We start from the raw sequence: 23,017 nt of genomic DNA on the forward strand, positions 1-23,017 counted from the left end.
CGCCAGACTACGTCACGGCGTCTGTTCGGACAAACTCACCCGGGCAGCACCCAGCACGAATTCACGAACCCGGTGGTGGCGAGCGCGGTCGTCGGGATCGTCTCGCGGAAGGCGCGCGCGTGGAGCTCGGATGCCGGCAGCTCGACGACCCGCCAGCCCACCACGCCGTGCTCCTGGTCCTGCGCCTCGATCGCGCACGCGACCGCGGCGCCGGGGGGACTGCTGATCTGGAATCCGAGGGTCACGGAGTGCTCGTCGACGACGTCGAACGACGTCGTGTCCGAGTCGACGGAGTTGAGGGAGCCCCGCACGGTGGACCAGCCGAACAGTCCGACGACGGCGACGGCGACGACGATGCCGGCGCCGATGATCCACGCGCGTGCGGGGGAGCGGCGGCGGCCGTAGCGCTCGTCGAGCATGTCCTGCGTGGTCACGCCGCTCCTTCGGGCTCGTCGGGTCGGATCGGAAGATTAGGCTGGAACTCCAGGCTATGCGCTCGCGCGCACCCCCGACGACACCGCCCGCCACGCGGGCAGAGCGAGGACCCCATGCAGCACGCGATCGTCGCACTCCTTTCCGCAGCGACGACTCCGACGCCGACTCCCACGCCCGCGGTCGATCCGAACCTCGTGAGCCCCGGAGTCGTGGGATTCCTCTTCACCGCGCTCATCGCGATCGCCGTGATCTTCCTGATCTGGGACATGATGCGCCGCATCCGCCGGGGCCGCGTGCGCGCCGACATCCAGGAGCAGCTCGACGCCGAGGAGCAGGCGGCGCGCGCCACGGAGGCGACCGAGGTCGACGACCAGAGCATCGACCCGGCGGCCGGCGACGAGCGCGGTGACGCCACGGCGCCGCCCAAGGGCTGAGCCGCCCGAGCGGTGATGGTGACGGATGCTGCGGCCCGCAGCATCCGTCTCGTCATCAGCCCGCGAGCCCCAGCGACGGGGAGTACGGGTGCAGCGCGATGATGAGGCACGCCGTCCAGTGGCAGAGGAAGGCCAGCACCGTGCAGACGTGGAAGATCTCGTGGAAGCCGAAGTGGCCCGGCCACGGGTTGGGGCGCTTGAGCGCGTAGACGACCGCGCCGCCGGTGTAGAGCAGGCCGCCGATGGCGACGAGGACCATCATGGCCGCGCTGGCCTGGAACAGCGGAACGATGTACATGACGGCCGCCCATCCCAGCAGGAGGTAGAGGGCGACATAGAGCCAGCGCGGCGCGTTGATCCAGAAGACGCGGAACAGGATGCCGAGCAGTGCGCCGCTCCACACGAGGACCAGCAGCAACGCCCCCTGTTGCGGCGGCAGCGCGAGCACGGCGATGGGAGTGTAGGTGCCCGCGATCAGCAGCAGGATGTTGGCGTGGTCGATGCGCTTGAGGATCGCCTTGGTCTTGGGCTTCCAGTTGAACCGGTGGTACAGCGCGGAGTTGCCGAAGAGCAGCAGCGAGGTGGCCATGAACACCGCCGACGCCCACTTCGCGGGCGCGCCCTGCGCGAGCACGATCAGCACGATGCCGGCCGCGATCGCGACGGGGAAGGTCGCCGCGTGGATCCAGCCGCGCCACGTCGGCTTGAGGTCGGGCGTCGCGGCGTCGACCGCCGCGGCGTCCATCAGCGGCAGCACGGGGACTTCGGGGGCCCGGGGAAGACTGCGACGGCGGCTCATGTCCTAAGCGTAGAGGGGCCCGCATGCCCCGAGGGGAACATACTGAGTACCGCGAATGGTGACACTCAGTCCCGAGCTAGGGACGGGGTCGCGCGAGAGGTAGCGTAGGCATGTGGCGCGCGGCGAGACGAACGAGGGCAGGGGGCCCCTCTATCGGCTCTACATAAACCGCCTGCGCCGACGTCTGGACCCGGCATCCGTTCCCCGCCACCTCGCGATGATGATCGACGGGAACCGCCGGTGGGCCAAGCAGCTCGGCTACGACTCCGCCGCGCACGGCCACCGCGCGGGTGCGGCCAAGATGAAGGAATTCCTCCGCTGGTGCGACGACGTCGGCATCCGCGTCGTGTCGCTGTACCTGCTGTCCAACGACAACCTGCGCAAGCGCGATTCGCGGGAGCTCTCCGACCTCATCGAGATCATCGCCGAACTCGCCGACGAGCTCTCGCACGAGCGCGACTGGCGGGTGAAGCACGTGGGCCGGGCGGACGCGCTGCCGGACGACCTCAGACGCGTGCTCGCAGACGTCGAGTCCCGCACCAAGGGCAACGCGGGGATGCACGTCAACCTCGCGGTCGGCTACGGCGGCCGGGGCGAGATCGTCGACGCCGTGCGCAGCATCATCGCCCAGCACGATGAGCGCGGGGGATCGCTCGAGGAGCTGGCGGCGAGCCTCACGCCCGAGCAGATCGGCGAGCACCTCTACACCGGCGGACAGCCCGATCCAGACCTCGTCATCCGCACCTCGGGGGAGCAGCGGCTGAGCGATTTCCTCCTGTGGCAGTCGGCCCACTCGGAGTTCTACTTCGTCGAGGCGCTCGGCCCGGATCTGCGCGAGGTGGACTTCCTCCGCGCCATCCGCGACTTCGCCTCGCGCGACCGTCGATACGGCGGCTGATCGGCCGCTCACACCGCTGATCCGACCTCTGCCAGAATGATCCGCGTGACGGATCTGGATTCATATCTGGCGTCGTTCGATGGGGAACCGGGGTATCTGGACTGGGCGGCGTTCGGGCCGCTCTCGCCTGCGGTCCGCAGCGAGGCGCAGGGGGACACCGAGCTGCTCGGCTCGGGCCGGCGGACGAGCATCGAACTCGTGGCCGACCACGAGCGAGAGGCCCGTGAGCTGGTCGCGGAGCTGATCGGGACGGATGCCTCGCACGTGGTGCTGCAGCCGTCCACGACGTACGGCCTCATGCACGCCATCTACGGACTGGCGGGCGGCCTCATGCTCGGCCGCGGCGAGTTCCCGAGCCTGACTGTGGCGGCGACCCGCGCGTCGGAGGCGTTCGGCTCGGTGCAGCTGCAGTGGGTCGAGCCGGCCGACGGGTTCATGACACCCGACGCGATCCGCTCCGCCCTCTCCGACGACACACGTGCCGTCGCGGTCAGCCTCGTCGACTTCCGCACGGGGTACCGCACCGATCTGTCGGCGATCCGCGAGGTGATCGGCGATCGCCTGCTCATCGTCGATGCCATCCAGGGATTCGGTGCGGTCGAGGCCGACTACCTCGCGGCGGACGTCGTGTGCGGCAACGGCTACAAGTGGCTCCGCGCCGGCCGGGGGACGGGGTTCGCGTGGTTCGGTGATCGCGCGCTCGAGCGCATCGCGCCCGTCCTGTCGGGCTTCCAGGGCGTGGAGGGCGACTTGCCGGTGGACACCGTGCCGGTGCCCGCCGCATCGGCGCGGGCCTTCTCGGTCGCCGGCGTCGACACGCTCGCCGCCGCACGCCTGGCGACGGCCCTGCGCGAAGTGGTCGATGTGGGTGTGGCCGACATCGAGTCGGTGCTGGCCGCGCGGGCGACCGACGTCATCTTCTTCGCGGATCGCTACGAGGTGCCGGTGGTCACCCCCAGGGAGCCGGAGCACCGCGCGGGCATCGTGACCCTGGAGCCTGCCCCGCAGGACGCGGCACCCCTCGCCGCCTCCCTGGCGAACCACGGCCTCACCGTCACGACGCGCGCCGGCCGCATCCGGGTCGCCCCGCACGTCGGCACCGGTGCCGACACGCTGCGGTTGTTCGGCGACGCGCTCGCCGCCTTCTCGTCGACGCGCGTCTGGTGACCGGGGATGCTGCTCGTGCAGCATCCGTTCACCGACATGTCACGAATTCGTGCGTGTCGAGCGCGTCCGACGACGCGGCGCGGTCGTAGCGTGAGCGCATCGGGCAAGGAGCCCGGTCGAGTCGGCCTTCCGGATCGCGACTCGTGACCCATGGTCGACTCGTGACTGCCGGGTGAACCACCCGGGGCGGGAGTGGGTTGTGACCACACGAGCACCACACGAGCAGCGCAGTCAGGACCTCGAGCGGGTCGCCGATTCCGATCAGGATCTGCGGACCTATGTACTCGACACCTCGGTGCTGCTGAGCGATCCGCGGGCGTTCTTCCGCTTCGCCGAGCACAGCGTCGTGATCCCCGTCGTGGTGATCACGGAGCTGGAAGGCAAGCGGCATGACCCAGAGATCGGCTACTTCGCCCGGCAGGCACTGCGCCATCTCGACGAACTCCGCGTCGAGCACGGGCGCCTCGATTTCCCCGTTCCGGTCGGTGAGGGCGGCACGCTTCGCGTCGAGCTGAACAACACCGACGCGACGGTCCTCCCCTCGGGCATGCGGCTCGGCGACAACGACAGCCGGATCCTCGCCATCGCGATGAACCTCGCCCAGGACGGGCAGGAGGTCACCGTCGTCTCGAAAGACCTGCCGATGCGGGTCAAGGCGGCGTCGCTCGGCATCACGGCGGAGGAGTATCTCGCGGAGCAGGCGGTCGATTCCGGCTGGACCGGCATCTCCGACCTCGACGTCTCGGGTGACGACATCAGCGACCTGTACGAGAGCGAAGTCGCCTCCAGCGAGGACGTGCAGGGGCTCCCGGTGAACACGGGCCTGATCATCCACTCCGAGCGGGGCTCGGCCCTGGGCCGGGTCGTCGGTGACGGCGAGTACCGCCTGGTGCGCGGCGACCGCGAGGTCTTCGGCCTGCACGGGCGTTCGGCCGAGCAGCGGATCGCCATCGACCTGCTGCTCGATCCCGAGGTCGGCATCGTGTCGCTGGGCGGCCGCGCCGGCACCGGCAAGTCGGCTCTCGCCCTGTGCGCGGCCCTGGAGGCGGTGCTCGAGCGCCAGCAGCAGCGCAAGATCATCGTGTTCCGTCCGCTGTTCGCCGTGGGCGGGCAGGAGCTCGGCTACCTGCCCGGCGACGCGCAGGAGAAGATGAACCCGTGGGGCCAGGCGGTCTTCGACACGCTCGGCTCCGTGGTTTCGACCAACGTGCTCGACGAGGTGGTCGAACGAGGCCTCCTCGAGGTGCTGCCGCTGACGCACATCCGCGGCCGTTCGCTGCACGACGCGTTCGTGATCGTCGACGAGGCGCAGTCGCTCGAGCGCAACGTGCTCCTGACGGTGCTCAGCCGCATCGGGCAGAACTCGCGCGTCGTGCTGACCCACGACGTGGGCCAGCGCGACAACCTGAGGGTCGGTCGTCACGACGGCGTCGCGTCGGTCATCGAGACGCTCAAGGGTCACGCGCTGTTCGGCCACGTGACGCTCGTGCGGTCGGAACGGTCGGCCATCGCCGCGCTCGTCACCGACCTCCTGGAGGCCGGAGAGCTCGCCTGAGAGACTGCGTCATCAGCTGACGACGCAGCGGGTCGGGGTGCCGGATCCCGGCCCGCTGCGCCGTGCGAGCATGAGGAAAGTCTCATCGCCCACGGCGCATACCGCGCGATCGGTCTGTCACCATGGAGGAGGGGAATCGATTCCGCGCACACGGAGGGCAGGCGAGAAGTGCAAGCACGCACGGGGCTCGTGATCGGCGGCATGACCGCTGTCGCGGCGAGCGTCGCCGTCGTGACTGCCGTCGCCCTCGCGAACACCGCGGCCCTGGCCGAGTCCGCCGGCACGAGCGTCGCCTCCAAGCGCGTCGTCGTCCCAGCGGCGGCATCCCCGTCGGCGACGCCCCAGCCCGCGCCGGCCGCGACGCCCGACGCACTGAGTCCCTCGGCCGAGCCCGAAGTGGTCCAGGCGCCCGCACCTGTCGAGGTCGCGCCGCCCGCGTCGACGACCACCCGCACGCCTGCGAACGCGGCGCCCGAGGTGGCCGCGCCCGCCCCTCCGGCGCCTCCGGCTCCTCCTGCCGCGCCCGGCGACATCGACTCCGCCATCGCCGCAGCGAAGGCCGCGGGCACGTGGGACGCGCTGCGCAGCTGGGCAGCCTCGCATGGCTGGTCGAACGGTCGGCTCGATGCGCTGATCGCTCGCCTGGAGCGGGAGTTCGCCGGACAGAACGAGCAGGGCGACGGGAACAAGTCGGGCGACTCGAGCAATTCGAGCGGATCCACCACTCAGCGGCAGGGCATCGTCCAGGCTCCGGCCCCGGAGCAGAAGGCCCCGGAGCAGAAGGCCCCGGAGCAGCCGCCTCAGAAGCAGAAGCAGTCCGGTCAGCAGCCGACCGGCCAGAAGCCTCCCGCCCACGCGGGATCGAACGTCGGAAACGGCAACGGCGCCGGCAACGACGGGAAGAAAGACCAGTCGCGCAATTCCCCAGACAAGCGCGACTGACAACGGTCGGATCCCCCAGTCCGGCCCTTCACAGCCCCCGGTGTCCCCCAGCACCGGGGGCTTCTTCCTGCTCGGGCGGGCACCCCGGTCATGGGGTGCCCGACGAGCTCACTCCCAGCGGTAGCCCGCGCCACGGACCGTGACGATGTGGTCGGCGCCGAGCTTGCCGCGCAGATACCGCACGTACACGTCGACCACGTTGGACCCGGGATCGAAGTCGAGCCCCCACACCCGGCTGAGCAGCTGCTCTCGGCTGAGCACGCGACCGGGGTTGCGCAGGAACTGCTCCGCGAGGGAGAACTCGCGCGCCGACAGGTCGACCTCGCGGCCCGCGACGGTCGCGCGGCGCGCGAGGATGTCGAGCACGACGTCGCCGTGCGAGACCGCGACGCCGGGCTGCGGCACGCTCTCGCGAAGGCGCGAGCGCACACGGGCGAGCAGCTCCTCGAACGTGAACGGCTTCGGCACGTAGTCGTTGGCGCCGGCATCCAGCCCTGTGACGGTGTCCCGCGTGCTGGATCGGGCGGTGAGCATGATCACGGGCACCGCGGAACCGCGGGCCCGCAGTTCGCGCAGCACCTCGAAGCCGTCCATCGTGGGCAGCCCGACATCGAGGAGCACGAGGTCGGCATCGCCGCGCAGCGCCGCCTCGAGCCCTTCCGGGCCGTCCTCGAAGAGGAGCGTCTCGTAGCCGGCGGCCTCGAGGCCGCGACTGACGAACGCGGCGATCCGAGGTTCATCCTCGACGATGAGGATCCTGGTCATCCGGCGGCCTCCCGTTGCAGCACGTCTCCGGCACGTACCGGTGCCGGCAGTTCGGCCTCCGTGGGAGGCAGGTGGATCGTGAATGTCGCGCCGCCGCCCGGCGTGTCCGTGACGACGCAGTGCCCGCCGTGACCCTTCGCGATCGCGTCCACGATGGCGAGGCCGAGGCCCGACCCGCCCACCGAGCGCTTCACATGGGCGCGGTCGAATCGGCGGAAGATCCGGGCCCGCGCTCCGGGTGGGATGCCGGGGCCGTGGTCGCGCACCCAGAGTCGTGAGCCGTCGCCCGAGTGGGCGCTGCCGATCTCGATGGGGCTGCCCTCTGGGGTGTACTTGGCGGCGTTGTCGGCGAGCTGCAGCCACGCCTGCAGCAGGCGGTCCTGGTCGCCGATGGTGCCGCCTTCGGCGCGGGCCTCGACCGTCCAGCTGTGCCCGGGGATGACGGCAACGAGCTCGCCCACCCGCTCGGTGAGCCCGGCGAGGTCGACCGTCTCGAGGCTGTACGAGTCCGCCTCGGCGGTGGCCAGCAGGTCGATGTCCTCGACGAGCCGCGTGAGCCGGTCGAGCTCCGCGATGCCGATGTCCCGGGCGGACGCCACATCCGCAGCATCCTGCGGGTTCATGAGCTCGAGGTGACCCCGCACGATCGTGATGGGCGTCTTCAGCTCATGGCGCACGTCGTCGAGGAGCTGGCGCTGCACGTCGACGGAGTCCTCCAGGCGATCGAGCATGGAATTGACCGTGCGCGACAGGTCCGCGATGTCGTCGTTGCCCTGGGGTTCGAGCCGATGCGAGAGGTCGGTGATCGAGATGGCGTCGGCCGTCTCGCGGAGGCGCCGGATCGGCGACAGAAGCCGACCGGTGACGAACCACCCCACGATCCCGATCGCGAACAGCACGGCGACCGCCGCGATGACGTACGTTGTCATGGCGAAGGTAACGGGTTGCAGCTCCTCGCCGAGATTCACTGCGCGGACGTAGAGTCCTTGTCGCGGGTCGCCGGTCATCCGCACCGGGATCGCGATGTAGCGAAGAGAGCCCTGAGGAGTGACGGCGGTGCCCCGTTTCGTGTCGCCTTCCGCGGTCTCCCGCACGACGCGATCGATGAGCTGCTTGTTCTCAGCGATGCTGAAGCCCGACAACGTCTGGGGCGCCCACCGCGGAACGCCGTCGATCAGCGCAAGCGACGCCTCGTTGCGGGCCGGGACCAGACGGGCCACAACCGCGTTCAGGTAGTCGTCGACGTTCTGGAAGTCGTTCTTGTCGAGATCTTCCACCGCCGCGGAGGCGCCGTCGATCGGGTCGACCGCTTCACCGGTTGCGACGTCCTCGAGCACCTTCACCTGATCCTCGAGTCGGGCGTTGACCCCGGACAAAGCCTGCTCGCGCTGCACCAGGAAGGTGACGCTGCCCACGATCGCGAGACCCACGCACGCGACCGCCAGGATCGCGGCGAGGATCCTGACGCGCGCGGGAACCGGGCGGGGCGTTCGGGCCATGACCCGATTATCCCGCCGACGCACGGCTTGCGGCATGGGACGGGCGAATCAGCCCGGGTGCGTCATCGAGAGAAGGTCGAGCTTCTCGTCGAGCTGCTCGAGCGTGAGCTCGCCGCGCTCCACGTAGCCGAGGTCGATCACAGCCTCGCGCACCGTGATGCCCTTCGCGACGGAGTGCTTGGCGATCTTGGCGGCGGCCTCGTAGCCGATGAGCTTGTTGAGCGGCGTGACGATCGACGGCGACATGCCGGCGTACGCGGCGGCGCGCTCGACGTTCGCCTCGAGACCGTCGATGGTCTTGTCGGCGAGGACGCGCGAGGTGTTCGCGAGCAGCTCGATCGACTCGAGCACCGCGCTGCCCATGATCGGGATGGCGACGTTGAGCTCGAACGCACCCGAGGCGCCGGCCCACGCGACGGTCGCGTCGTTCCCGATGACGCGCGCGCACACCATGAGCGTGGCCTCCGGGATCACCGGGTTGACCTTGCCGGGCATGATCGACGAGCCGGGCTGCAGGTCGGGGATGTGCAGCTCGCCCAGACCCGTGTTCGGGCCCGAGCCCATCCAGCGGAGGTCGTTGTTGATCTTGGTCAGCGACACCGCGATGGTGCGGAGGGCGCCGGATGCCTCGACCAGGCCGTCGCGGTTGGCCTGGGCCTCGAAGTGGTCCTTGGCCTCGGTGATCGGCAGCTCGGTGTCGGCGACGATGAGCTCGATCACGCGCTGCGGGAAGCCGAGTGGGGTGTTGATGCCGGTCCCGACCGCGGTCCCGCCGAGGGGGACCTCGGCGACGCGGGGGAGCACAGCCTGCACGCGCTCGATGCCGAGGCGGATCTGGCGGGCGTAGCCGCCGAACTCCTGGCCCAGGGTGACGGGAGTCGCGTCCATGAGGTGGGTGCGGCCCGACTTCACGACGGTCTTCCAGAGGTCGGCCTTCGCCTCGAGAGCGACGGCCAGGTGGTCGAGCGCGGGGATCAGGTCGTCGATGAGCTCCTGCGTCACGGCGATGTGCACCGAGGTGGGAAACACGTCGTTGGACGACTGGGACGCGTTGACGTGGTCGTTCGGGTGCACGGTCGCGCCCAGCGCCTGCGTGGCGAGGGTCGCGAGCACCTCGTTCATGTTCATGTTCGACGACGTGCCGCTACCGGTCTGGTAGACGTCGATCGGGAACTGGTCGGCGAACTCGCCGGCGATGATGCGGTCAGCCGCACCGGCGATGGCGTCGGCGATGGCGCCGTCCAGCGTGCCGAGCTCCTTGTTGGCGAGGGCCGCGGCCTTCTTGATGCGCGCGAGCGCGACGATCTGCGCGGGCTCGAGCCGGTCGCCGGAGATCGGGAAGTTCTCCACCGCGCGCTGGGTCTGTGCGGCATACAGCGCGTTCTTGGGCACGCGCACCTCGCCCATGGTGTCGTGCTCGATGCGGTACTCGATGTCGGTCACGTCGTTGTTCCTCACGTGTCGGTACAGGGGATGTCTTGGCAGAGTTCGGGGGTCAGGCGGCGTCGAGCCCCACAGCGACGAGGGGCACGGCGACGCCCTCGGCGAGGCGGTAGTTGGCGCCGACGATGCCGACGCGTCCTTCGGCGACGGCGGTGCTGATGAGCTCGGACGAGCGGAGGATGTCGGCGACTGTGTTGCGCAGGTGCTCACGTCCGACGAGCTCGGCGTCGATCTCGTCCGCGCGCGAGACGCCGGTCTCCGCGGCGACCTGGCGTGCGGCGGGCACGATCGGCGCGATGAGCCGCCAGATGTGCGGGGGGAGGGGCGCGGCATCGATCGCGGTGCTGTCGATCGCAGCGCGCACGGCGCCGCAGCTGTCGTGCGCGAGCACCACGATGAGCGGGACCTCGAGCATCGCGACCGCGTACTCGAGGCTCGCGACGATCGACTCGCCGACCACCTGACCGGCGTTGCGAACGACGAAGAGGTCGCCGAGCCCCTTGTCGAAGATGATCTCGGCCGCGAGCCGCGAGTCGGAGCAGCCGAAGAGGACGGCGCGCGGCCGCTGCCCTGCGGCCGTCTCTGCCCTGCGGTCGACGTCCTGGCGCGGGTGGTTAGGCTCGCCCGCGACGAAGCGGGCATTGCCGCGGATCATCTCGTTCCACACCTTTTCGGGCAGGGGCTGAGCGGTCACGGAGTCTCCTCGATGCTGTCGGCGTCGCGCAGTGCGGTGATCTGATCGGTGACGGAGCGGGCCGTCTCCGCGAGAGCGTCGGCGCTCGCGGCGCCGTAGATGAGCACCGTGTCGGTGCCGGCGTCGGTGGCGAGCGCGACCGAGATGTTCCCGGTGCGGTCGGGATCGAGTTCGTAGCGCTCCCACGTGATGCCGTCGATGGTGACGGTGTCCTGCGGGGCGGAGCCTGAGAGCACGCGGGCGGGCCACGCCTCGTCGGCGTCGAATCCCTGCGCGACGCGCAGGAAGCCGCGTTCGTCCTCCTCGGCGGGGGCGTAGACGACGGTGAACGCGCGCACCCCGCCGTTGCCTTCGATGCCGGCGCGGTTCACGATCCACCCGTCGGACATCTCCGGGGTGATGATCGTGCGGCCCTCGGAGGCGGCGACACCCGCCGCGACCGAGGCGACGTCGATCGCTTCGCGCGGCGGCGGCGTACCGCGGGGCACCGCGGCGATGATCACGATGACGACCGCGAGCGTCGCGAGCAGCGCCGCGATGAGATTGCGGACGTTCTGACTCGAGCGGTAGACGCGCGACGACTCGGCCTTGCGGTCGGCGGTCTCCTGCGGCGTCTCGGCGCGACCGAGTTCGGCGACGATGCGGGGTTCGCGTGACATCAGAGCGCCTCGCCCTGTGCGCGATCGGCGGAGGCGCGAGCGGCCTCGAGACGACGCTTGGCGCCCAGCAGCCATTCCTCGCAGCGGGCGGCGAGCGCCTCGCCGCGCTCCCAGAGTGCCAGGGAGTGCTCGAGGGTCGGGGCGCCCTGCTCGAGTTCGGCGACGACGCGGACGAGTTCGTCGCGCGCCTGCTCGAACGAGAGGGTCGCGACGTCCGTGAGGGCGCCGCTCGTCTCAGTCATGGTCACAGTCTATTCGGCCGCGGGACCCGCCCCGCCCCGCGCCCGGTCCGGCTCGACATCGTCGCCCGTCCGGCTGTCGTCCTCCGCGATCTCACCCTCCGAGCGTGCCGCGAACGAGCCGCGCCCGACGGTGACGACGATGGGGGTGGATGCCGGGGCCTGTGTGGCGTCGCGCACGATCACGCCGTCGGCGAGGTGAGCGATGGCGTAGCCACGGGCGAGCGTCGATGCGGGGGAGAGGGCTCGCAGCGTCGCGCGGAGCTCGGCGGTGCGCTGCTCCTGGACGCGCAGCGACCGGTCGATGCGATCGCGCCCGCGAGCCGCGAGGAGCTCGACCTCGTGCGAGCGGGTGGTCAGCAGCGTCTCGGGGTCGCGCAGCACCGGGCGGGAGCGCAGCTGCTCGAGCTGGGCGATGTCGTGCGAGATGCGCTGCGTGAGCCGCGTGTTCATGCGGGCACGCAGCTGCCCGACGAGCGCGCGCTGCTCCGCGACGTCCGGCACGACCCTCTTGGCGGCGTCGGTCGGGGTCGATGCGCGGAGGTCGGCGACGTCGTCGAGGAGCGGGTGGTCGTTCTCGTGGCCGATGGCGCTGACGATGGGGGTGGATGCCGCCGCCACCGCCCGGATCAGCCGCTCGTCGCTGAAGCCGAGCAGAGTCTGCGGGTCGCCGCCGCCGCGGGCGATGATGATGACGTCGACGTCGGGTGCGGCATCCAGCGCCTTCAGAGCGGCGATCGTCTCGGGAACGCACCGGTCTCCCTGCACGGCGGCGTACTTCGTCTGGAACCTCACCTGCGGCCATCGCAGCTCGGCGTTGCGATGGACGTCCTTCTCGGCATCCGAGTTCTCGCCGGTGATGAGGCCGATGAGGTGCGGCAGGAAGGGGAGGGGCTTCTTGCGGGAGGGATCGAACAGTCCTTCGGACCGCAGCTGCACGCGCAGGCGCTCCAGCTTCTCCAGCTGGTCGCCGAGTCCCACATGGCGCATCGCCGAGACGCCGAAGCTGAAGTCGCCGTTCTTCACGAAGTAGTCGGCCTTGACGCACGCGATCACATGGTCGCCGACCTTCAGGTCTGCGGGCAGCCGGTCTCGTGTGGAGGACCAGATGCGGAACGAGATCGTGGCGTCGGTCACCAGATCCTTCAGGCGGCCGAACACGTTGCCGCCGCGCTGGTTCCACCCCGTGATCTCGCCCTCGACCCACACCGAGCCCCACGTCTGGACGAAACCGCGGATCGTGTCGTTGAGCCGGGCGACGGAGGTCGGCGCCTGCGCCGTGGAATCTCGCGGCGGAACGGAGTCGGGGGGCGGCGGCTCGCCGGGGACGGTGGCGGGCTGGAAACTCGTCATGCGGTCCTTTCATGCCCGTGCGCGGGCTGCTCACGCCCGTGAGCCGGCGGGCATCGCGGGCTCCTCGGCGGAGGCCCCGCTCAGGAGCCCGCCCGTAGAATCGAGGGGTGAGCATCAGCACCGCGGGACAGACCCGATCGAGTCAGGCCCCTGTGAGCATGCCCGTCCCGCGGATCCCGCGGCGGCGCGAACCGCTCAAGGATATCGCCGGGGCCGGACAGAAGCGGGTGCTCCTGGCATCCCCGCGCGGCTACTGCGCGGGCGTGGACCGCGCCGTCATCGCCGTCGAGAAGGCGCTCGAGCGCTACGGCGCACCCGTGTACGTGCGCAAGCAGATCGTGCACAACATCCACGTCGTCACCGAGCTCGAGAAGCAGGGCGCCATCTTCGTCGAAGAGGTGGACGAGGTCCCCTCGGGCGCCCACGTCGTGTTCAGCGCGCACGGGGTGTCGCCCGCAGTCGTGAACGCGGCATCCGATCGTGGTCTTCGCGCCATCGATGCGACGTGCCCCCTCGTCACGAAGGTGCATCGCGAGGCGGTGCGCTTCGCGCGCGACGACTTCGAGATCCTCCTCATCGGCCACGTCGGCCACGAGGAGGTCGAGGGCACCGCCGGTGAGGCTCCCGACCACGTCACCATCGTGAACTCGCCTGAGGAGGCCGACACCATCGAGGTGCGCGACCCGTCGAAGGTCGTGTGGCTGTCGCAGACGACGCTCTCGGTCGACGAGACGATGGAGACCGTGCGCCGCCTGCGGGTGCGCTTCCCCGAGCTGCAGGATCCGCCGTCGGACGACATCTGCTACGCGACGCAGAACCGCCAGGTCGCGATCAAGAAGGTCGCGAAGGACGCCGACCTCGTGATCGTCGTCGGATCGGCGAACTCGTCGAACAGTGTGCGGCTCGTCGAGGTCGCGCTGGAGCACGGCGCCAAGGCCGCCTATCGCGTCGACTACGCGGACGAGGTCGAGCAGGCCTGGCTCGAAGGCGTCGAGACCGTCGGCGTCACCAGTGGCGCGTCGGTGCCCGAGGTGCTCGTGCAGCAGGTGCTCGACGATCTCGCCGCGGCCGGCTACCGCGATGTCGAAGAGGTGCGCACGGCCGAGGAGGATCTGCAGTTCTCCCTCCCGAAGGAGCTCCGGACGGATGCTGCCGGCAAGCGCGACGACCGCGCCCTCGGTGGACGGACCCGCGCATGAGCGACGCCGCGAACGCCGAACCCGATCCGCGCTCGCGTCCCCGCCCCCAGTACGGCGAGTACGCGACGCCGGAGGAGCAGCGCGCGCGCATCCAGGAGCCGGCGCCGTGGCAGCAGGAGCCGATCGCGCCGATCATGACGGATGCCCCGGCCGACGGCATCCCACCCGCCCCTGCCGTCGCCGAGAAGCGTCAGCACCCCGTCGATCGCATCGTGACGTTCGCTCTGCTCGCCTACGGCCTGGTCAACGTGATCAGTTCGGTGCCCGCCTTCCTCGACTACGGCTCGTATGCCGAGACGATGCTCGGACTGATGGGCGTCGACGTGCAGCTCTCGGATCCCGCCGCCGGAAAGCCGTGGGCGATCGCTGCCGTGATCGTCCTCGTGGTCGGCTGGTGCGCCACGGCGGCCCTCTCGGTCTGGAACATGCGCCGCTCGCGCGTGACGTGGTGGATCCCGCTGGTGGGCGGCATCGTCTTCTCGCTGATCGCCGGCGCGCTGATGGTCGCACCGCTGACGAACGACCCCGCCGTGTGGCAGGCGCTCCTCGACAGCGCGCGGCTCTGACCTTCTGCGGCGCGCGCATCGCGCGCCGTGCGGTCCCGCCGCCGCGGGTCCATACTCACAGGTGACGGCGCGGGCGCGCTGCGGATTCACGTGAACCCGCGGGTCGTGTGTCTCGTGTCTCCTGCGGGAGGTGATGGATGCCGCACGACAGCGTGGAGCATCGAGACAGTGCCGCCGGACGCGATGCCGCGCGACTGGCCGCTCTGTACGACGCACATGCGGCGCCGGTCTGGCGCTATGTCGTGCATCTCACCGGCGACCGCGCCGGTGCCGACGATATCGTGCAGGAGACGCTGCTGCGGGCGTGGCGAACGCCCAAGATCCTCGAGCAGGATCCCTCGACCACGCGCTCGTGGATGTTCACCGTCGCGCGTCACCTCGTGATCGACGAGGCGCGCAGTGCGCGGCGCCGCCGGGAGATCGGCGTCGCCGAGGTCCCTGAACGCAGCGCGCCGGACGCGACCGACGCGCTGTTCGAAGCGATCCTCGTCGAGGAGGCGCTGGCGACCCTCACCACGGACCACCGTGCCGTCGTCGTGCGCGCCTACTACCGAGGGCTCTCCGTCGCCGAGATGGCCGACGAACTCGACATCCCGGAGGGCACCGTCAAGTCGCGCCTCCACTACGGGCTGCGCGCCCTCCGGCTCACCCTGCAGGAGAAGGGGGTGACGCGATGACCACGGATCACGCCCGCTTCGCCGACTGGGACGCCGCGTACGTCGTGCGCGCGCTCAGCGTGGACGACCGCCGCCGGTACGAGGCCCACCTCGACAGCTGTCCCGTCTGCCGCGACGCGATCGCCGATCTCGCGCCGACGATGGGACTCCTGGCGCGGGTCTCACCCGAACGCGCCGAGACCCTGCTCGAGCCATCGGACCAGGACGGGCCCGATCCCGCGGCGCGCGAGCGCATGGTCGTCCGCGGGACGCGCGACGCCCGCAGGCGCCGCATGATCGCGTGGGGCAGCGGACTCGCCGCGGCGGCGGCCGTCGCCGTGGTGGTCGCGTTCGCGGTGACGACGGCGGTCGCGCCGGCGAGCGTGCCCGAAGAGGTCGTCGCGCTCCAGGCGGTGACGGACGTGCCACTGACCGCGAAGGTGGAACTGACCGATGTGGCGTGGGGCACCCGCATCGCGATGACCTGCCACTACCCGCCCAGCCGCGACCCCTACACAGCCGACAAGGAGTGGCCCTACGTGCTCGTCGTCACCTCGACCGACGGCACCACGAGCGAGCTGTCTTCGTGGCGAGCGGGGCCCGGGACGACGGCCCACCTCGACGCCGGCACGGCCCTCGACCGCGACGACATCGCATCGATCGAGGTGCGGGCCGTCTCCGACGGCCGCGTGCTGCTGCGCGGCGAACCTGCGGCGCCGCCGGGGGAGTGAGCGTGACCGGCAGGGCCCCTGGCTAGGATGAGCGGATGCCTCGCCTGGTCGCCGTCTGCGCCGTCCGACAATTGCGTCCCGATGCCGGCTCCGTCGGCGTGACCGCGATCGACAAGGGCCCCGTGGACGGACCCGTGCGCGTCGGTCCCTATGGCGTGTACGCCGACGTGCAGGCCGACCGCAAGCACCACGGCGGGTTCGACAAGGCGCTCTACGCGTACGCCGAGGAGGACGCCGCGTTCTGGGAGTCGGAGCTCGGCCGCGAGCTGCCGCCCGGCTGGTTCGGCGAGAACCTGCGGGTCGAGGGAATGGACGTCAACGCCGCGCTCATCGGCGAACGCTGGCGCATCGGAGACCGCGTCGAGGTCGAGGTCACCATGCCCCGAACCCCGTGCCAGACATTCGCGCGCTGGGTCGGCGGCGACGACGCGCGCGGATGGGTCAAACGCTTCTCGAACGAGCGTCGCCTCGGGCCGTACCTTCGCGTCGTCCAGGGCGGACGCGTGGAGGCGGGCGACGAGATCGTGGTGGTCCACCGCCCCGAGGGCGCGCCCGGGCTGCTCGACGGCTACGCCGACCCCGAGTGAACGAAAGCCCCGGCTCGGCCGCGAGGCCGGTGCCGGGGCATCCGTCGAATCCGCTGCTTACGCGCCGAGGCTCTTGCCGGCCGAGCCGAGCTGCTTCGTGGCCTCGACCACGCGGGCGGCCATCGCCGACTCGGCGATCTTGCCCCAGGCGCGCGGGTCGTAGGCCTTCTTGTTGCCCACCTCGCCGTCGACCTTCAGGACGCCGTCGTAGTTCGAGAACATGAAACCTGCGACCGAGCGCGTGAACGCGTACTGCGTGTCGGTGTCGACGTTCATCTTCACCACGCCGTTGGCGACCGCGAGCGCGATCTCCTCGTCCGTCGAGCCGCTGCCGCCGTGGAAGACGAGGTCGAGCGGCTTCGGGCCGGTGCCGAACTTCGCGGCGATGCCCTCCTGGATCTCACCGAGGAGCTCGGGGCGGAGCTTGACGTTGCCCGGCTTGTACACGCCGTGCACGTTGCCGAAGGTGAGGGCCGAGATGTAGCGGCCGTGCTCGCCGAGGCCGAGTGCCTCGACCGCCTTCGTCACGTCGGCGACCGTCGTGTAGAGCGCCTCGTTCGAGCCCTCGTGCTGGACGCCATCTTCCTCGCCGCCCACGACGCCGATCTCGACCTCGAGGATGGCGTTGATGTTCTTGAGGCGGGGGAGCAGGTCCTTCGCGATCTCGATGTTCTCGTCGAGCGGGACTGCCGAGCCGTCCCACATGTGCGACTGGAAGATCGGGTTGCGGCCGGCCTTAACCTCTTCCTCCGACGCCTCGATGAGGGGGAGCACGAAGTCGGCGAGCGCCGGCTTCGGGCAGTGGTCGGTGTGGAGAGCGACCGTGATGGGGTAGCTCTTGGCGACCTCGGTGGCGAACTTCGCGAACGCGAGCGCACCGGCGGCGCGGTTCTTCACGGTGTGGCCGGCGAAGTAGTCGGCGCCGCCCGTCGTCACCTGGATGATGCCGTCCGAGCCGGCCTCGGTGAGTCCCTGGAGGACCGCGTTGATCGACTGCGAGCTGGCGACGTTGATGGCGGGATACGCGAAGCCACCGGCCTTCGCGCGGTCCAGCATGTCGGCGTACTGCTCCGGGGTGGCGACGGGCATGAGTGCTCCCTTTTGATCGAATGGGCGTCACCGCAAACTCTACCCAAGGGCCGGAAGCCGGAATGGATGCCGCTGCCCGGCGGAGCGCGGGAAACCCGCGTCCCTGCACTATTGGAAAGAAACGCGATTCCTTCCCTTTCTGTCGCGTGAAATTCTCGTGAATCGGGCGCGATGCTGGCATAGGCTGACCGCATGGTGAGCCTGACCGCGGACATGAGTCCCCTCCACCCCGACCGCAACCTCGCACTCGAACTCGTGCGGGCGACCGAAGCGGCGGCGATCCGCGCAGTGCCGTTCATCGGCCGCGGCGCCAAGGAGGCAGCCGATGGGGCCGCCGTCGACGCGATGCGGGCGTTCTTCACCACGGTCAACTTCGACGGCACGATCGTCATCGGCGAGGGCGAGAAGGACGAAGCGCCCATGCTCTACAACGGCGAGCGGGTCGGCAACGGCCGCGGCCCGCAGGCCGACGTCGCGGTCGACCCGATCGACGGCACCTCGCTGACCGCCGCCGGCCGCAACAACGCGCTCTCGGTCATCGCCGTCTCTGACCACGGCACGATGCTCGACGCGTCGAGCGTCTTCTACATGGACAAGCTCGTCACCGGCCCCGCGGGCGTCGGCGTCGTCGACATCCGCCTGCCGATCGGCGAGAACATCCGCCGGCTGGCCAAGGCCCTCGACAAGCCCGTCGACGAGCTCGTGGTCTCGGTGCTCCATCGCCCGCGTCACGAGCGCCTCATCGAGGAGATCCGCGAGGCCGGCGCCGGCACCCGTCTGATGAGCGACGGCGACGTCGCCGGAGGCATCAATGCGGCGCGGCACAACGCCCGCACCGACATGTGCGTCGGTGTCGGCGGCAGCCCGGAGGGCATCGTCACCGCGTGTGCGATCAAGGCTCTCGGCGGCCACATCCAGGGCCGACTGTGGCCGCGCGACGACGACGAGAAGCAGCGCGGCATCGACGCGGGCCTGAACCTCGACGGCTTCGTCTACGAGGCGGACGACCTCGTGAAGGGCAACAACACGATCTTCGTCGCGACCGGCGTGACCGACGGCGCGCTGGTCGCCGGCGTCCGCCGCGAGGGCGGGTACGTCTACACCGAGAGCGTCGTGCTGCGCGGCGCGTCGGGCACGCTGCGCCGGATCTCGTCGGAGCACCTGGTCTCGAAGTGGCTCTGACCGCCTGAGGGAGACGGCCGCGGCGGCGCGACACGTGATGCCGCCGTGACCGTTTCGTGACCGGCCTTCGAGGGAACTCTGGCAGAATCTTCAGTGGTGTCGATGGAGACACGTTGGTGTTTCCTACTCGAGGAGTTGACGATGTCTGCGCACTCAGCCGATCCGTCGTCGCCCCAGACGGGCGCGCAGGCGGTGGTCGCGAACGCGATCGATCCCGCCCGCCGACCGGACGTGCTCCTGCGTGTCCGCCGTGACGAGGGTCACGAGATCAGTGCCTGGTGGATGATCGGCGCCTTCGTCGGCGTCTCGGCCGCAGTCATCGTGCTGCTGAGCTTCGTCCCCGGCGGCGCCTGAGCCTCACTCGTTCGGCGAGGCGATGCGTGCGCGCACGTCGCCGAGCTCCGCGGTCGCGGAGAGACGCGGGTGTTCGACGTCGCGTCCGGTGTCAGGTCCGGGTCGCTCTTCGAGCCCGGGGAGCGTCTCGTCGAGCATCTCCGGCGCGGTGAGACGGCGCGGACTCTTCTCGATGGCGGCGGGCTCGTTGACGGCATCGAGCTTGGTGGCGTCGATGCCGGGGAACTTGCGCGCGCTCACCAGCACACGGGTCTCGAGCGATCCGGCGAACCGGTTGTAGCTGTCGACGGTGCGCTCGATCGCCCGGCGCAGGTCGTCGGCGTGCGCCGCCAGCGACCCGAGCCGCTCGTAGAGCTGGTTGCCGAGGTCGAAGAGAACGCGTGCCTCCTGCGAGACGTCCTGCTGGGTCCAGGTGTACGCGACGGTCTTGAGCACCGCCCAGAGGTTCACGGGCGATGCCAGCGCAACGCGCTTGCCGAACGCATAGTCGAGCAGCGAGGGGTCCTCTTCCAGGGCGGCCGCAAGGAGCGACTCGCTCGGCACGAAGCACACGACGAACTCGGGACTCGACGAGAGTCCCGCCCAGTAGGTCTTGCGGGCGAGGGCGTCCACGTGCGCCCGTACGGCCTTGACGTGCTTGTCGAGCAGGCTGCGCCGACGAGCGCCCTCAGCGCCCTGCGCCGTCAGCGGGATGGCGCTCGCTTCGAGGAACGCGTCGAGCGGCACCTTGGCGTCGACGGCGATCGCCTTCTCGCCGGGGAGACGGATGACCATGTCGGGGCGGCCCGCGCCGGCGTCCGACGTGATCGACGTCTGCAGGTCGAAGTCGACGTGGCGCGTGAGCCCGGCGGCCTCGACGACGCGCCGCAGCTGCGTCTCGCCCCAGACGCCGCGGGTGCTGCCCGAGCGCAGGGCGCCGGCCAGCGACTCGGTGGTCGCCCGCAGGGCCTCGTCGGACTCGTGCGCCCGTCGCAGCTGCTCGGCGAGGGTGCCGAACTGCAGGTGCCGGTCGCGCTCGAGATCGTCGACCTTCGTGTGCATCGCGGCCAGCGTCTCCTGCACGGGCGCGAGGGCCCGCAGCACCGACTGCTCGCGGCGCTCGCGCTCCTCGCGGGCCGCCTGGTCGTGGCGCGCCTGGCTCGCGAGCTCGCGGTAGAGCACCTGCTGATGCTCGAGCTGGGCCTGCACCCCCTGCCGCGCGGCCTCCGAGCCGGCGAGCCGCGCGGTGAGGTCGGCCTGTTCGCGCGCGGCACGTGCCGCGCCGCGGGCGAGTCCCGCCGCCCAGCCCGCCATCACGCCGACGAGGAGACAGGCGATTGCCACCACACTGATCACGACTGCGTCCATGACTCCAGGGTGCCGGATGCCTCGGACATCGCCCGCGCGGCGGGCCGCAGGTGGGCGTACGCGGCCCGAGGCTCCGCTCGACGCGCCGGCGGCGAGTGGAGCGGCCGTGGGGACCGGTTCCGCGTCAGGCGACGGCGAACGAGACCGCGGGGGCTTCGGTGACCGAGATCTGCGACACCCGGACGCCGACCGCCTCGGTGAGGGCGTCGATGTCGTCGGCGCCCACGCGCCGCGCCGCGTCGATCATGACGTGCGCGCAGGCCATGGCGTCTGCGGTGGCGTTGTGGTGCGGGAAATCGGCGAATCCGGCCTCCGCCGCGACGAACGGCAGACGGTACGACTCGAGACGGTAGACCCTGCGGGCCACCTGCAGGCTGCACGCGTAGCGGTAGGGCGGGCACTCGTCGCCGGTCGCGTCGCACGCCCGCTTGAGCACCGCCATGTCGAAGCCGGCGTTGTGGGCGACGAGCACGTCGGATCCCACGAACGCGACGATGTCGGCGAGCTGGCGGCTCCACGGCGCTGCGTCGACGACGTCCTCCGGCCGGATGCCGTGGATGCGGACGTTCAGCTCGAAGAACACGTCGTGCCCGGCCGGCGGGCGGATGAGCCAGCCCGTCCGGTCGACGATCTCGCCGTCTCGCACGCGGACGAGTCCGACTGCACACGCCGAGGCGTTGCTGGAGTTCGCCGTTTCGAAGTCGATCGCGGTGAAGTCCAGAGGCACGTGTCCAGACTCACCCCGGCCCGGCTGCGCGGACGGAAGGCGCGCCGGGCGCGCACTCTCGTCATAGGGTCGGTGGCATGGCCAGTCGCGAAGAGATGTCGCTGTCGTTCGGGGCCGCCGCGGGAGCGTACGAGTCGGGCCGGCCCGACTACCCGCGCGAAGCCGTCGACTGGATGCTCGCCCCGGTGCGCGAGCCGGGCCGCGCCGTACGCGTCGCCGACGTCGGGGCGGGCACCGGCAAGCTCACGCGCACGATCGTCGAAGCCGGCGCCGAGGTCGTCGCGATCGACCCCGACGCCGACATGCTCGCCGCTCTCCGCGAGCACGTCCACGGGGTTCCGACCTTCGTGGGGACGGCGGAACGGATGCCGCTTCCCGACGCCTCCGTCGACGCCGTGCTGCTCGGCCAGGCGTGGCATTGGGTCGACCCCGTCGCGGCGTCCGCCGAAGTCGGGCGCGCGCTCCGCGAGGGAGGCGTGCTCGGGCTCGTCTGGAACATCCGCGACGAGTCGGATCCGTGGGTCGCGCGCCTCACGGCGGCGATGCGCGGCAGTCACGCCGAGGAGATGCTCGCGGGCGACGGACCCCGCGTGGCCGAGCCGTTCGACGGACTCGAGCCGCGCTCGTGGACATGGACGCGCTCGCTCACACGCGCAGCGCTCCTCGACATGGTCGCCTCGCGCAGCTACGTCATCACGGCGTCGGACGCGGACCGGGCGGCGATCCTGGCCTCGGTGAGCGACCTGTTCGACGAGCGCCGGGTCATCGAGGCGACCGGCGCGGAGGTCGTGGACCTGCCGTACCTGACGCACGCGTTCCGCGGCATCCGGTCGTGAGCTCGACGGGTCACGTGCGCACGGAGCCGACGACGTGCCACGGACCGCTGACCTCGCGGTAGCGCGGTTCGAGGCCGCGCCCGCTCAGCACCGCGATCATGGCGTCGGGCATGTGCGCGTACGCGCGATACGGGTTGCCCGTCAAGGTGTAGAAGGCGTTGATCGCGCGCGCCGAGAACCGGGCGAACAACGTGCGCGGCGGATGGCTGAACACGACGGCGCGCTTGGCTCGTCCGGCGGCGGCGCCCAGCAGACGCTCGTAGTCCGGGTAGCAGCAGACGACGCGATGCAGCACCACGATGTCGGCGGGCTCCACCGCCTCGGGCGTGCTCGCGAGATCGACCCCCAGCATCCGTGTGGCGCGATCGCGCAGGCCGGCCTCGTCGAGCAGCCGGGCGGCCTCGGGCTCGTAGGCGGCGGACAGCTCGACGTTGGTCGTGTGGGACGCGCCCCGCTTCAGCGCCTCGAGCTGGATGTCGCCGATCCCTCCGCCGATCTCGAGCAGCGAGGCTCCCTCCAGCCCGACCGAGCCCGCGAAGTCGAGCACCAGGGCCGCACTCGGCGTGAGACCGTCGCTCCGGTACTGCCGGGCGAGCCGCCGGGCGAACCGGGCGTTGAACTCCCGGTCGTAGCCCTCCGGCACCCGCGGCGCGCAGCACTCGTCCACGCGCTCAGTATCGCGTCGTGCGACACGCGCGGCAACGGGCGCGAGCGTCACGACGCAGCGGCGGCTTTCACGCCGCTCGAGACCCGGTCGTCGGAGCGATCGGGCAGCGTCCAGATGCGGTGGCGCGTCGACCCGGACTGACCCTCGGCGGGACGGATGCCGCGGGGTGCAGCATCCGTCGCCATCTAGACTGG

27 protein-coding genes are annotated in these 23,017 nt (G+C 70.7%); 13 read left to right on the plus strand and 14 right to left on the minus strand.

Features of this window, described 5'->3' with window-relative positions; genetic code table 11:
* Nucleotides 1-35 precede the first annotated feature (35 nt).
* Nucleotides 36-434 (minus strand): DUF4307 domain-containing protein, encoded by a 399-nt coding sequence (locus tag ACFVSU_RS17780; protein ID WP_387145951.1) that lies wholly within the window; start codon nt 432-434, stop codon nt 36-38.
* Nucleotides 435-548: 114 nt separating this feature from the next.
* On the opposite strand from ACFVSU_RS17780, the gene ACFVSU_RS17785 reads away from it, so the two are divergent.
* On the plus strand, nt 549-869 hold the full coding sequence (locus ACFVSU_RS17785; protein ID WP_375872704.1) for a hypothetical protein: 321 nt from the start codon (nt 549-551) through the stop codon (nt 867-869).
* Nucleotides 870-924: 55 nt separating this feature from the next.
* On the opposite strand, the gene ACFVSU_RS17790 is transcribed toward ACFVSU_RS17785, so the two are convergent.
* Nucleotides 925-1,668: a hemolysin III family protein gene (locus tag ACFVSU_RS17790; protein WP_310291988.1), complete on the minus strand. Its 744-nt coding sequence runs from the start codon at nt 1,666-1,668 to the stop codon at nt 925-927.
* 112 nt (nt 1,669-1,780) lie between these two features.
* Here ACFVSU_RS17790 and ACFVSU_RS17795 point away from each other — a divergent pair, with 112 nt between their 5' ends.
* The 4 genes from ACFVSU_RS17795 to ACFVSU_RS17810 all read left to right on the plus strand — a co-directional run bounded on the left by ACFVSU_RS17795 (nt 1,781) and on the right by ACFVSU_RS17810 (nt 6,230).
* Nucleotides 1,781-2,566, plus strand: a complete 786-nt coding sequence (locus ACFVSU_RS17795) for an isoprenyl transferase (protein ID WP_387145955.1) — start codon at nt 1,781-1,783, stop codon at nt 2,564-2,566.
* 36 nt (nt 2,567-2,602) lie between these two features.
* A complete protein-coding gene (locus ACFVSU_RS17800) occupies nt 2,603-3,733 on the plus strand; it encodes an aminotransferase class V-fold PLP-dependent enzyme (protein ID WP_387145958.1) in 1,131 nt (376 codons plus the stop codon).
* Between the two features lie 199 nt (nt 3,734-3,932).
* The gene (locus ACFVSU_RS17805) at nt 3,933-5,288 is read left to right on the plus strand and encodes a PhoH family protein (protein ID WP_387145961.1); all 1,356 of its coding nucleotides are present in this window, start codon (nt 3,933-3,935) and stop codon (nt 5,286-5,288) included.
* A 168-nt stretch (nt 5,289-5,456) separates the two neighbouring features.
* The gene (locus ACFVSU_RS17810; RefSeq protein WP_387145964.1) at nt 5,457-6,230 is read left to right on the plus strand and encodes a hypothetical protein; all 774 of its coding nucleotides are present in this window, start codon (nt 5,457-5,459) and stop codon (nt 6,228-6,230) included.
* Between the two features lie 108 nt (nt 6,231-6,338).
* Here the strand turns inward: ACFVSU_RS17810 and ACFVSU_RS17815 are convergent, their stop codons facing one another.
* Genes ACFVSU_RS17815 through xseA form a run of 7 tightly spaced genes read right to left on the minus strand, consistent with a single transcriptional unit; the run spans nt 6,339 to nt 12,882 of the window.
* Nucleotides 6,339-6,995, minus strand: coding sequence for a response regulator transcription factor (locus ACFVSU_RS17815; RefSeq protein WP_387145967.1), 657 nt, complete (start codon nt 6,993-6,995; stop codon nt 6,339-6,341).
* Nucleotides 6,992-8,494, minus strand: a complete 1,503-nt coding sequence (locus ACFVSU_RS17820) for an ATP-binding protein (RefSeq protein ID WP_387145970.1) — start codon at nt 8,492-8,494, stop codon at nt 6,992-6,994. Before ACFVSU_RS17820 ends, ACFVSU_RS17815 begins: the two co-directional genes overlap by 4 nt.
* Nucleotides 8,495-8,542: 48 nt before the next feature.
* The gene (locus ACFVSU_RS17825) at nt 8,543-9,937 is read right to left on the minus strand and encodes a class II fumarate hydratase (RefSeq protein ID WP_310291977.1); all 1,395 of its coding nucleotides are present in this window, start codon (nt 9,935-9,937) and stop codon (nt 8,543-8,545) included.
* A 52-nt stretch (nt 9,938-9,989) separates the two neighbouring features.
* Nucleotides 9,990-10,592, minus strand: a complete 603-nt coding sequence (locus tag ACFVSU_RS17830) for a carbonic anhydrase (protein WP_387146174.1) — start codon at nt 10,590-10,592, stop codon at nt 9,990-9,992.
* Between the two features lie 35 nt (nt 10,593-10,627).
* Nucleotides 10,628-11,290: a DUF4245 family protein gene (locus ACFVSU_RS17835; protein ID WP_387145973.1), complete on the minus strand. Its 663-nt coding sequence runs from the start codon at nt 11,288-11,290 to the stop codon at nt 10,628-10,630.
* The gene (locus tag ACFVSU_RS17840; RefSeq protein ID WP_387145976.1) at nt 11,290-11,532 is read right to left on the minus strand and encodes an exodeoxyribonuclease VII small subunit; all 243 of its coding nucleotides are present in this window, start codon (nt 11,530-11,532) and stop codon (nt 11,290-11,292) included. Before ACFVSU_RS17840 ends, ACFVSU_RS17835 begins: the two co-directional genes overlap by 1 nt.
* Before the next feature lie 9 nt (nt 11,533-11,541).
* The gene (gene xseA / locus ACFVSU_RS17845) at nt 11,542-12,882 is read right to left on the minus strand and encodes an exodeoxyribonuclease VII large subunit (protein ID WP_387145979.1); all 1,341 of its coding nucleotides are present in this window, start codon (nt 12,880-12,882) and stop codon (nt 11,542-11,544) included.
* A gap of 158 nt (nt 12,883-13,040) precedes the next feature.
* Here xseA and ACFVSU_RS17850 point away from each other — a divergent pair, with 158 nt between their 5' ends.
* The 5 genes from ACFVSU_RS17850 to ACFVSU_RS17870 all read left to right on the plus strand — a co-directional run bounded on the left by ACFVSU_RS17850 (nt 13,041) and on the right by ACFVSU_RS17870 (nt 16,621).
* Nucleotides 13,041-14,081 (plus strand): 4-hydroxy-3-methylbut-2-enyl diphosphate reductase, encoded by a 1,041-nt coding sequence (locus tag ACFVSU_RS17850; protein ID WP_387146177.1) that lies wholly within the window; start codon nt 13,041-13,043, stop codon nt 14,079-14,081.
* Complete coding sequence (locus tag ACFVSU_RS17855) at nt 14,078-14,647, plus strand: DUF6264 family protein (RefSeq protein ID WP_387145982.1); 570 nt, start codon at nt 14,078-14,080, stop codon at nt 14,645-14,647. The genes ACFVSU_RS17850 and ACFVSU_RS17855 overlap by 4 nt, the downstream gene beginning before the upstream one ends.
* A gap of 137 nt (nt 14,648-14,784) precedes the next feature.
* The gene (locus ACFVSU_RS17860; RefSeq protein WP_387145985.1) at nt 14,785-15,324 is read left to right on the plus strand and encodes a sigma-70 family RNA polymerase sigma factor; all 540 of its coding nucleotides are present in this window, start codon (nt 14,785-14,787) and stop codon (nt 15,322-15,324) included.
* Complete coding sequence (locus ACFVSU_RS17865; protein WP_387145988.1) at nt 15,321-16,034, plus strand: zf-HC2 domain-containing protein; 714 nt, start codon at nt 15,321-15,323, stop codon at nt 16,032-16,034. Before ACFVSU_RS17860 ends, ACFVSU_RS17865 begins: the two co-directional genes overlap by 4 nt.
* A gap of 35 nt (nt 16,035-16,069) precedes the next feature.
* Entirely contained in the window at nt 16,070-16,621 is a 552-nt protein-coding gene (locus tag ACFVSU_RS17870) for an MOSC domain-containing protein (RefSeq protein ID WP_387145991.1), read from the plus strand.
* A 57-nt stretch (nt 16,622-16,678) separates the two neighbouring features.
* Here ACFVSU_RS17870 and fbaA read toward each other — a convergent pair whose 3' ends face one another.
* A complete protein-coding gene (fbaA, locus tag ACFVSU_RS17875; protein WP_387145994.1) occupies nt 16,679-17,710 on the minus strand; it encodes a class II fructose-bisphosphate aldolase in 1,032 nt (343 codons plus the stop codon).
* A 192-nt stretch (nt 17,711-17,902) separates the two neighbouring features.
* Between fbaA and glpX the strand changes: the two genes are divergently transcribed.
* Nucleotides 17,903-18,892, plus strand: a complete 990-nt coding sequence (gene glpX / locus ACFVSU_RS17880) for a class II fructose-bisphosphatase (protein WP_310291961.1) — start codon at nt 17,903-17,905, stop codon at nt 18,890-18,892.
* Between the two features lie 141 nt (nt 18,893-19,033).
* Nucleotides 19,034-19,246, plus strand: coding sequence for a UDP-N-acetylmuramyl pentapeptide phosphotransferase (locus ACFVSU_RS17885; RefSeq protein WP_082496936.1), 213 nt, complete (start codon nt 19,034-19,036; stop codon nt 19,244-19,246).
* Nucleotides 19,247-19,249: 3 nt separating this feature from the next.
* On the opposite strand, the gene ACFVSU_RS17890 is transcribed toward ACFVSU_RS17885, so the two are convergent.
* Nucleotides 19,250-20,593, minus strand: coding sequence for a DNA recombination protein RmuC (locus ACFVSU_RS17890; protein WP_387145998.1), 1,344 nt, complete (start codon nt 20,591-20,593; stop codon nt 19,250-19,252).
* A 124-nt stretch (nt 20,594-20,717) separates the two neighbouring features.
* Nucleotides 20,718-21,320 (minus strand): 3'-5' exonuclease, encoded by a 603-nt coding sequence (locus ACFVSU_RS17895; RefSeq protein WP_310291957.1) that lies wholly within the window; start codon nt 21,318-21,320, stop codon nt 20,718-20,720.
* A gap of 77 nt (nt 21,321-21,397) precedes the next feature.
* On the opposite strand from ACFVSU_RS17895, the gene ACFVSU_RS17900 reads away from it, so the two are divergent.
* Complete coding sequence (locus ACFVSU_RS17900) at nt 21,398-22,156, plus strand: class I SAM-dependent methyltransferase (RefSeq protein ID WP_387146001.1); 759 nt, start codon at nt 21,398-21,400, stop codon at nt 22,154-22,156.
* Nucleotides 22,157-22,166: 10 nt separating this feature from the next.
* Here the strand turns inward: ACFVSU_RS17900 and ACFVSU_RS17905 are convergent, their stop codons facing one another.
* Nucleotides 22,167-22,823, minus strand: coding sequence for an SAM-dependent methyltransferase (locus tag ACFVSU_RS17905; protein WP_387146004.1), 657 nt, complete (start codon nt 22,821-22,823; stop codon nt 22,167-22,169).
* Between the two features lie 47 nt (nt 22,824-22,870).
* Nucleotides 22,871-23,008, minus strand: a complete 138-nt coding sequence (locus ACFVSU_RS17910) for a hypothetical protein (protein ID WP_387146007.1) — start codon at nt 23,006-23,008, stop codon at nt 22,871-22,873.
* Nucleotides 23,009-23,017 lie beyond the last annotated feature (9 nt).

The sequence above is a fragment of the Microbacterium sp. NPDC058062 genome (assembly GCF_042885375.1).
GTDB lineage: Bacteria > Actinomycetota > Actinomycetes > Actinomycetales > Microbacteriaceae > Microbacterium > Microbacterium trichothecenolyticum_C.

Bases quoted from the DNA above. Each gene is read 5' to 3' on its own strand.
- xseA (WP_387145979.1), bottom strand. From the start codon at position 12,882: ATGACGAGTTTCCAGCCCGCCACCGTCCCCGGCGAGCCGCCGCCCCCC.
- ACFVSU_RS17830 (WP_387146174.1), bottom strand. From the start codon at position 10,592: ATGATCCGCGGCAATGCCCGCTTCGTCGCGGGCGAGCCTAACCACCCG.
- ACFVSU_RS17870 (WP_387145991.1), top strand. From the start codon at position 16,070: ATGCCTCGCCTGGTCGCCGTCTGCGCCGTCCGACAATTGCGTCCCGAT.
- ACFVSU_RS17860 (WP_387145985.1), top strand. From the start codon at position 14,785: ATGCCGCACGACAGCGTGGAGCATCGAGACAGTGCCGCCGGACGCGAT.
- ACFVSU_RS17835 (WP_387145973.1), bottom strand. From the start codon at position 11,290: ATGTCACGCGAACCCCGCATCGTCGCCGAACTCGGTCGCGCCGAGACG.
- ACFVSU_RS17800 (WP_387145958.1), top strand. From the start codon at position 2,603: ATGATCCGCGTGACGGATCTGGATTCATATCTGGCGTCGTTCGATGGG.
- ACFVSU_RS17900 (WP_387146001.1), top strand. From the start codon at position 21,398: ATGGCCAGTCGCGAAGAGATGTCGCTGTCGTTCGGGGCCGCCGCGGGA.
- ACFVSU_RS17820 (WP_387145970.1), bottom strand. From the start codon at position 8,494: ATGGCCCGAACGCCCCGCCCGGTTCCCGCGCGCGTCAGGATCCTCGCC.
- ACFVSU_RS17855 (WP_387145982.1), top strand. From the start codon at position 14,078: ATGAGCGACGCCGCGAACGCCGAACCCGATCCGCGCTCGCGTCCCCGC.
- fbaA (WP_387145994.1), bottom strand. From the start codon at position 17,710: ATGCCCGTCGCCACCCCGGAGCAGTACGCCGACATGCTGGACCGCGCG.
- ACFVSU_RS17865 (WP_387145988.1), top strand. From the start codon at position 15,321: ATGACCACGGATCACGCCCGCTTCGCCGACTGGGACGCCGCGTACGTC.
- ACFVSU_RS17890 (WP_387145998.1), bottom strand. From the start codon at position 20,593: ATGGACGCAGTCGTGATCAGTGTGGTGGCAATCGCCTGTCTCCTCGTC.
- ACFVSU_RS17850 (WP_387146177.1), top strand. From the start codon at position 13,041: ATGCCCGTCCCGCGGATCCCGCGGCGGCGCGAACCGCTCAAGGATATC.
- ACFVSU_RS17790 (WP_310291988.1), bottom strand. From the start codon at position 1,668: ATGAGCCGCCGTCGCAGTCTTCCCCGGGCCCCCGAAGTCCCCGTGCTG.
- ACFVSU_RS17910 (WP_387146007.1), bottom strand. From the start codon at position 23,008: ATGGCGACGGATGCTGCACCCCGCGGCATCCGTCCCGCCGAGGGTCAG.
- ACFVSU_RS17840 (WP_387145976.1), bottom strand. From the start codon at position 11,532: ATGACTGAGACGAGCGGCGCCCTCACGGACGTCGCGACCCTCTCGTTC.
- ACFVSU_RS17885 (WP_082496936.1), top strand. From the start codon at position 19,034: ATGTCTGCGCACTCAGCCGATCCGTCGTCGCCCCAGACGGGCGCGCAG.
- glpX (WP_310291961.1), top strand. From the start codon at position 17,903: ATGGTGAGCCTGACCGCGGACATGAGTCCCCTCCACCCCGACCGCAAC.
- ACFVSU_RS17785 (WP_375872704.1), top strand. From the start codon at position 549: ATGCAGCACGCGATCGTCGCACTCCTTTCCGCAGCGACGACTCCGACG.
- ACFVSU_RS17815 (WP_387145967.1), bottom strand. From the start codon at position 6,995: ATGACCAGGATCCTCATCGTCGAGGATGAACCTCGGATCGCCGCGTTC.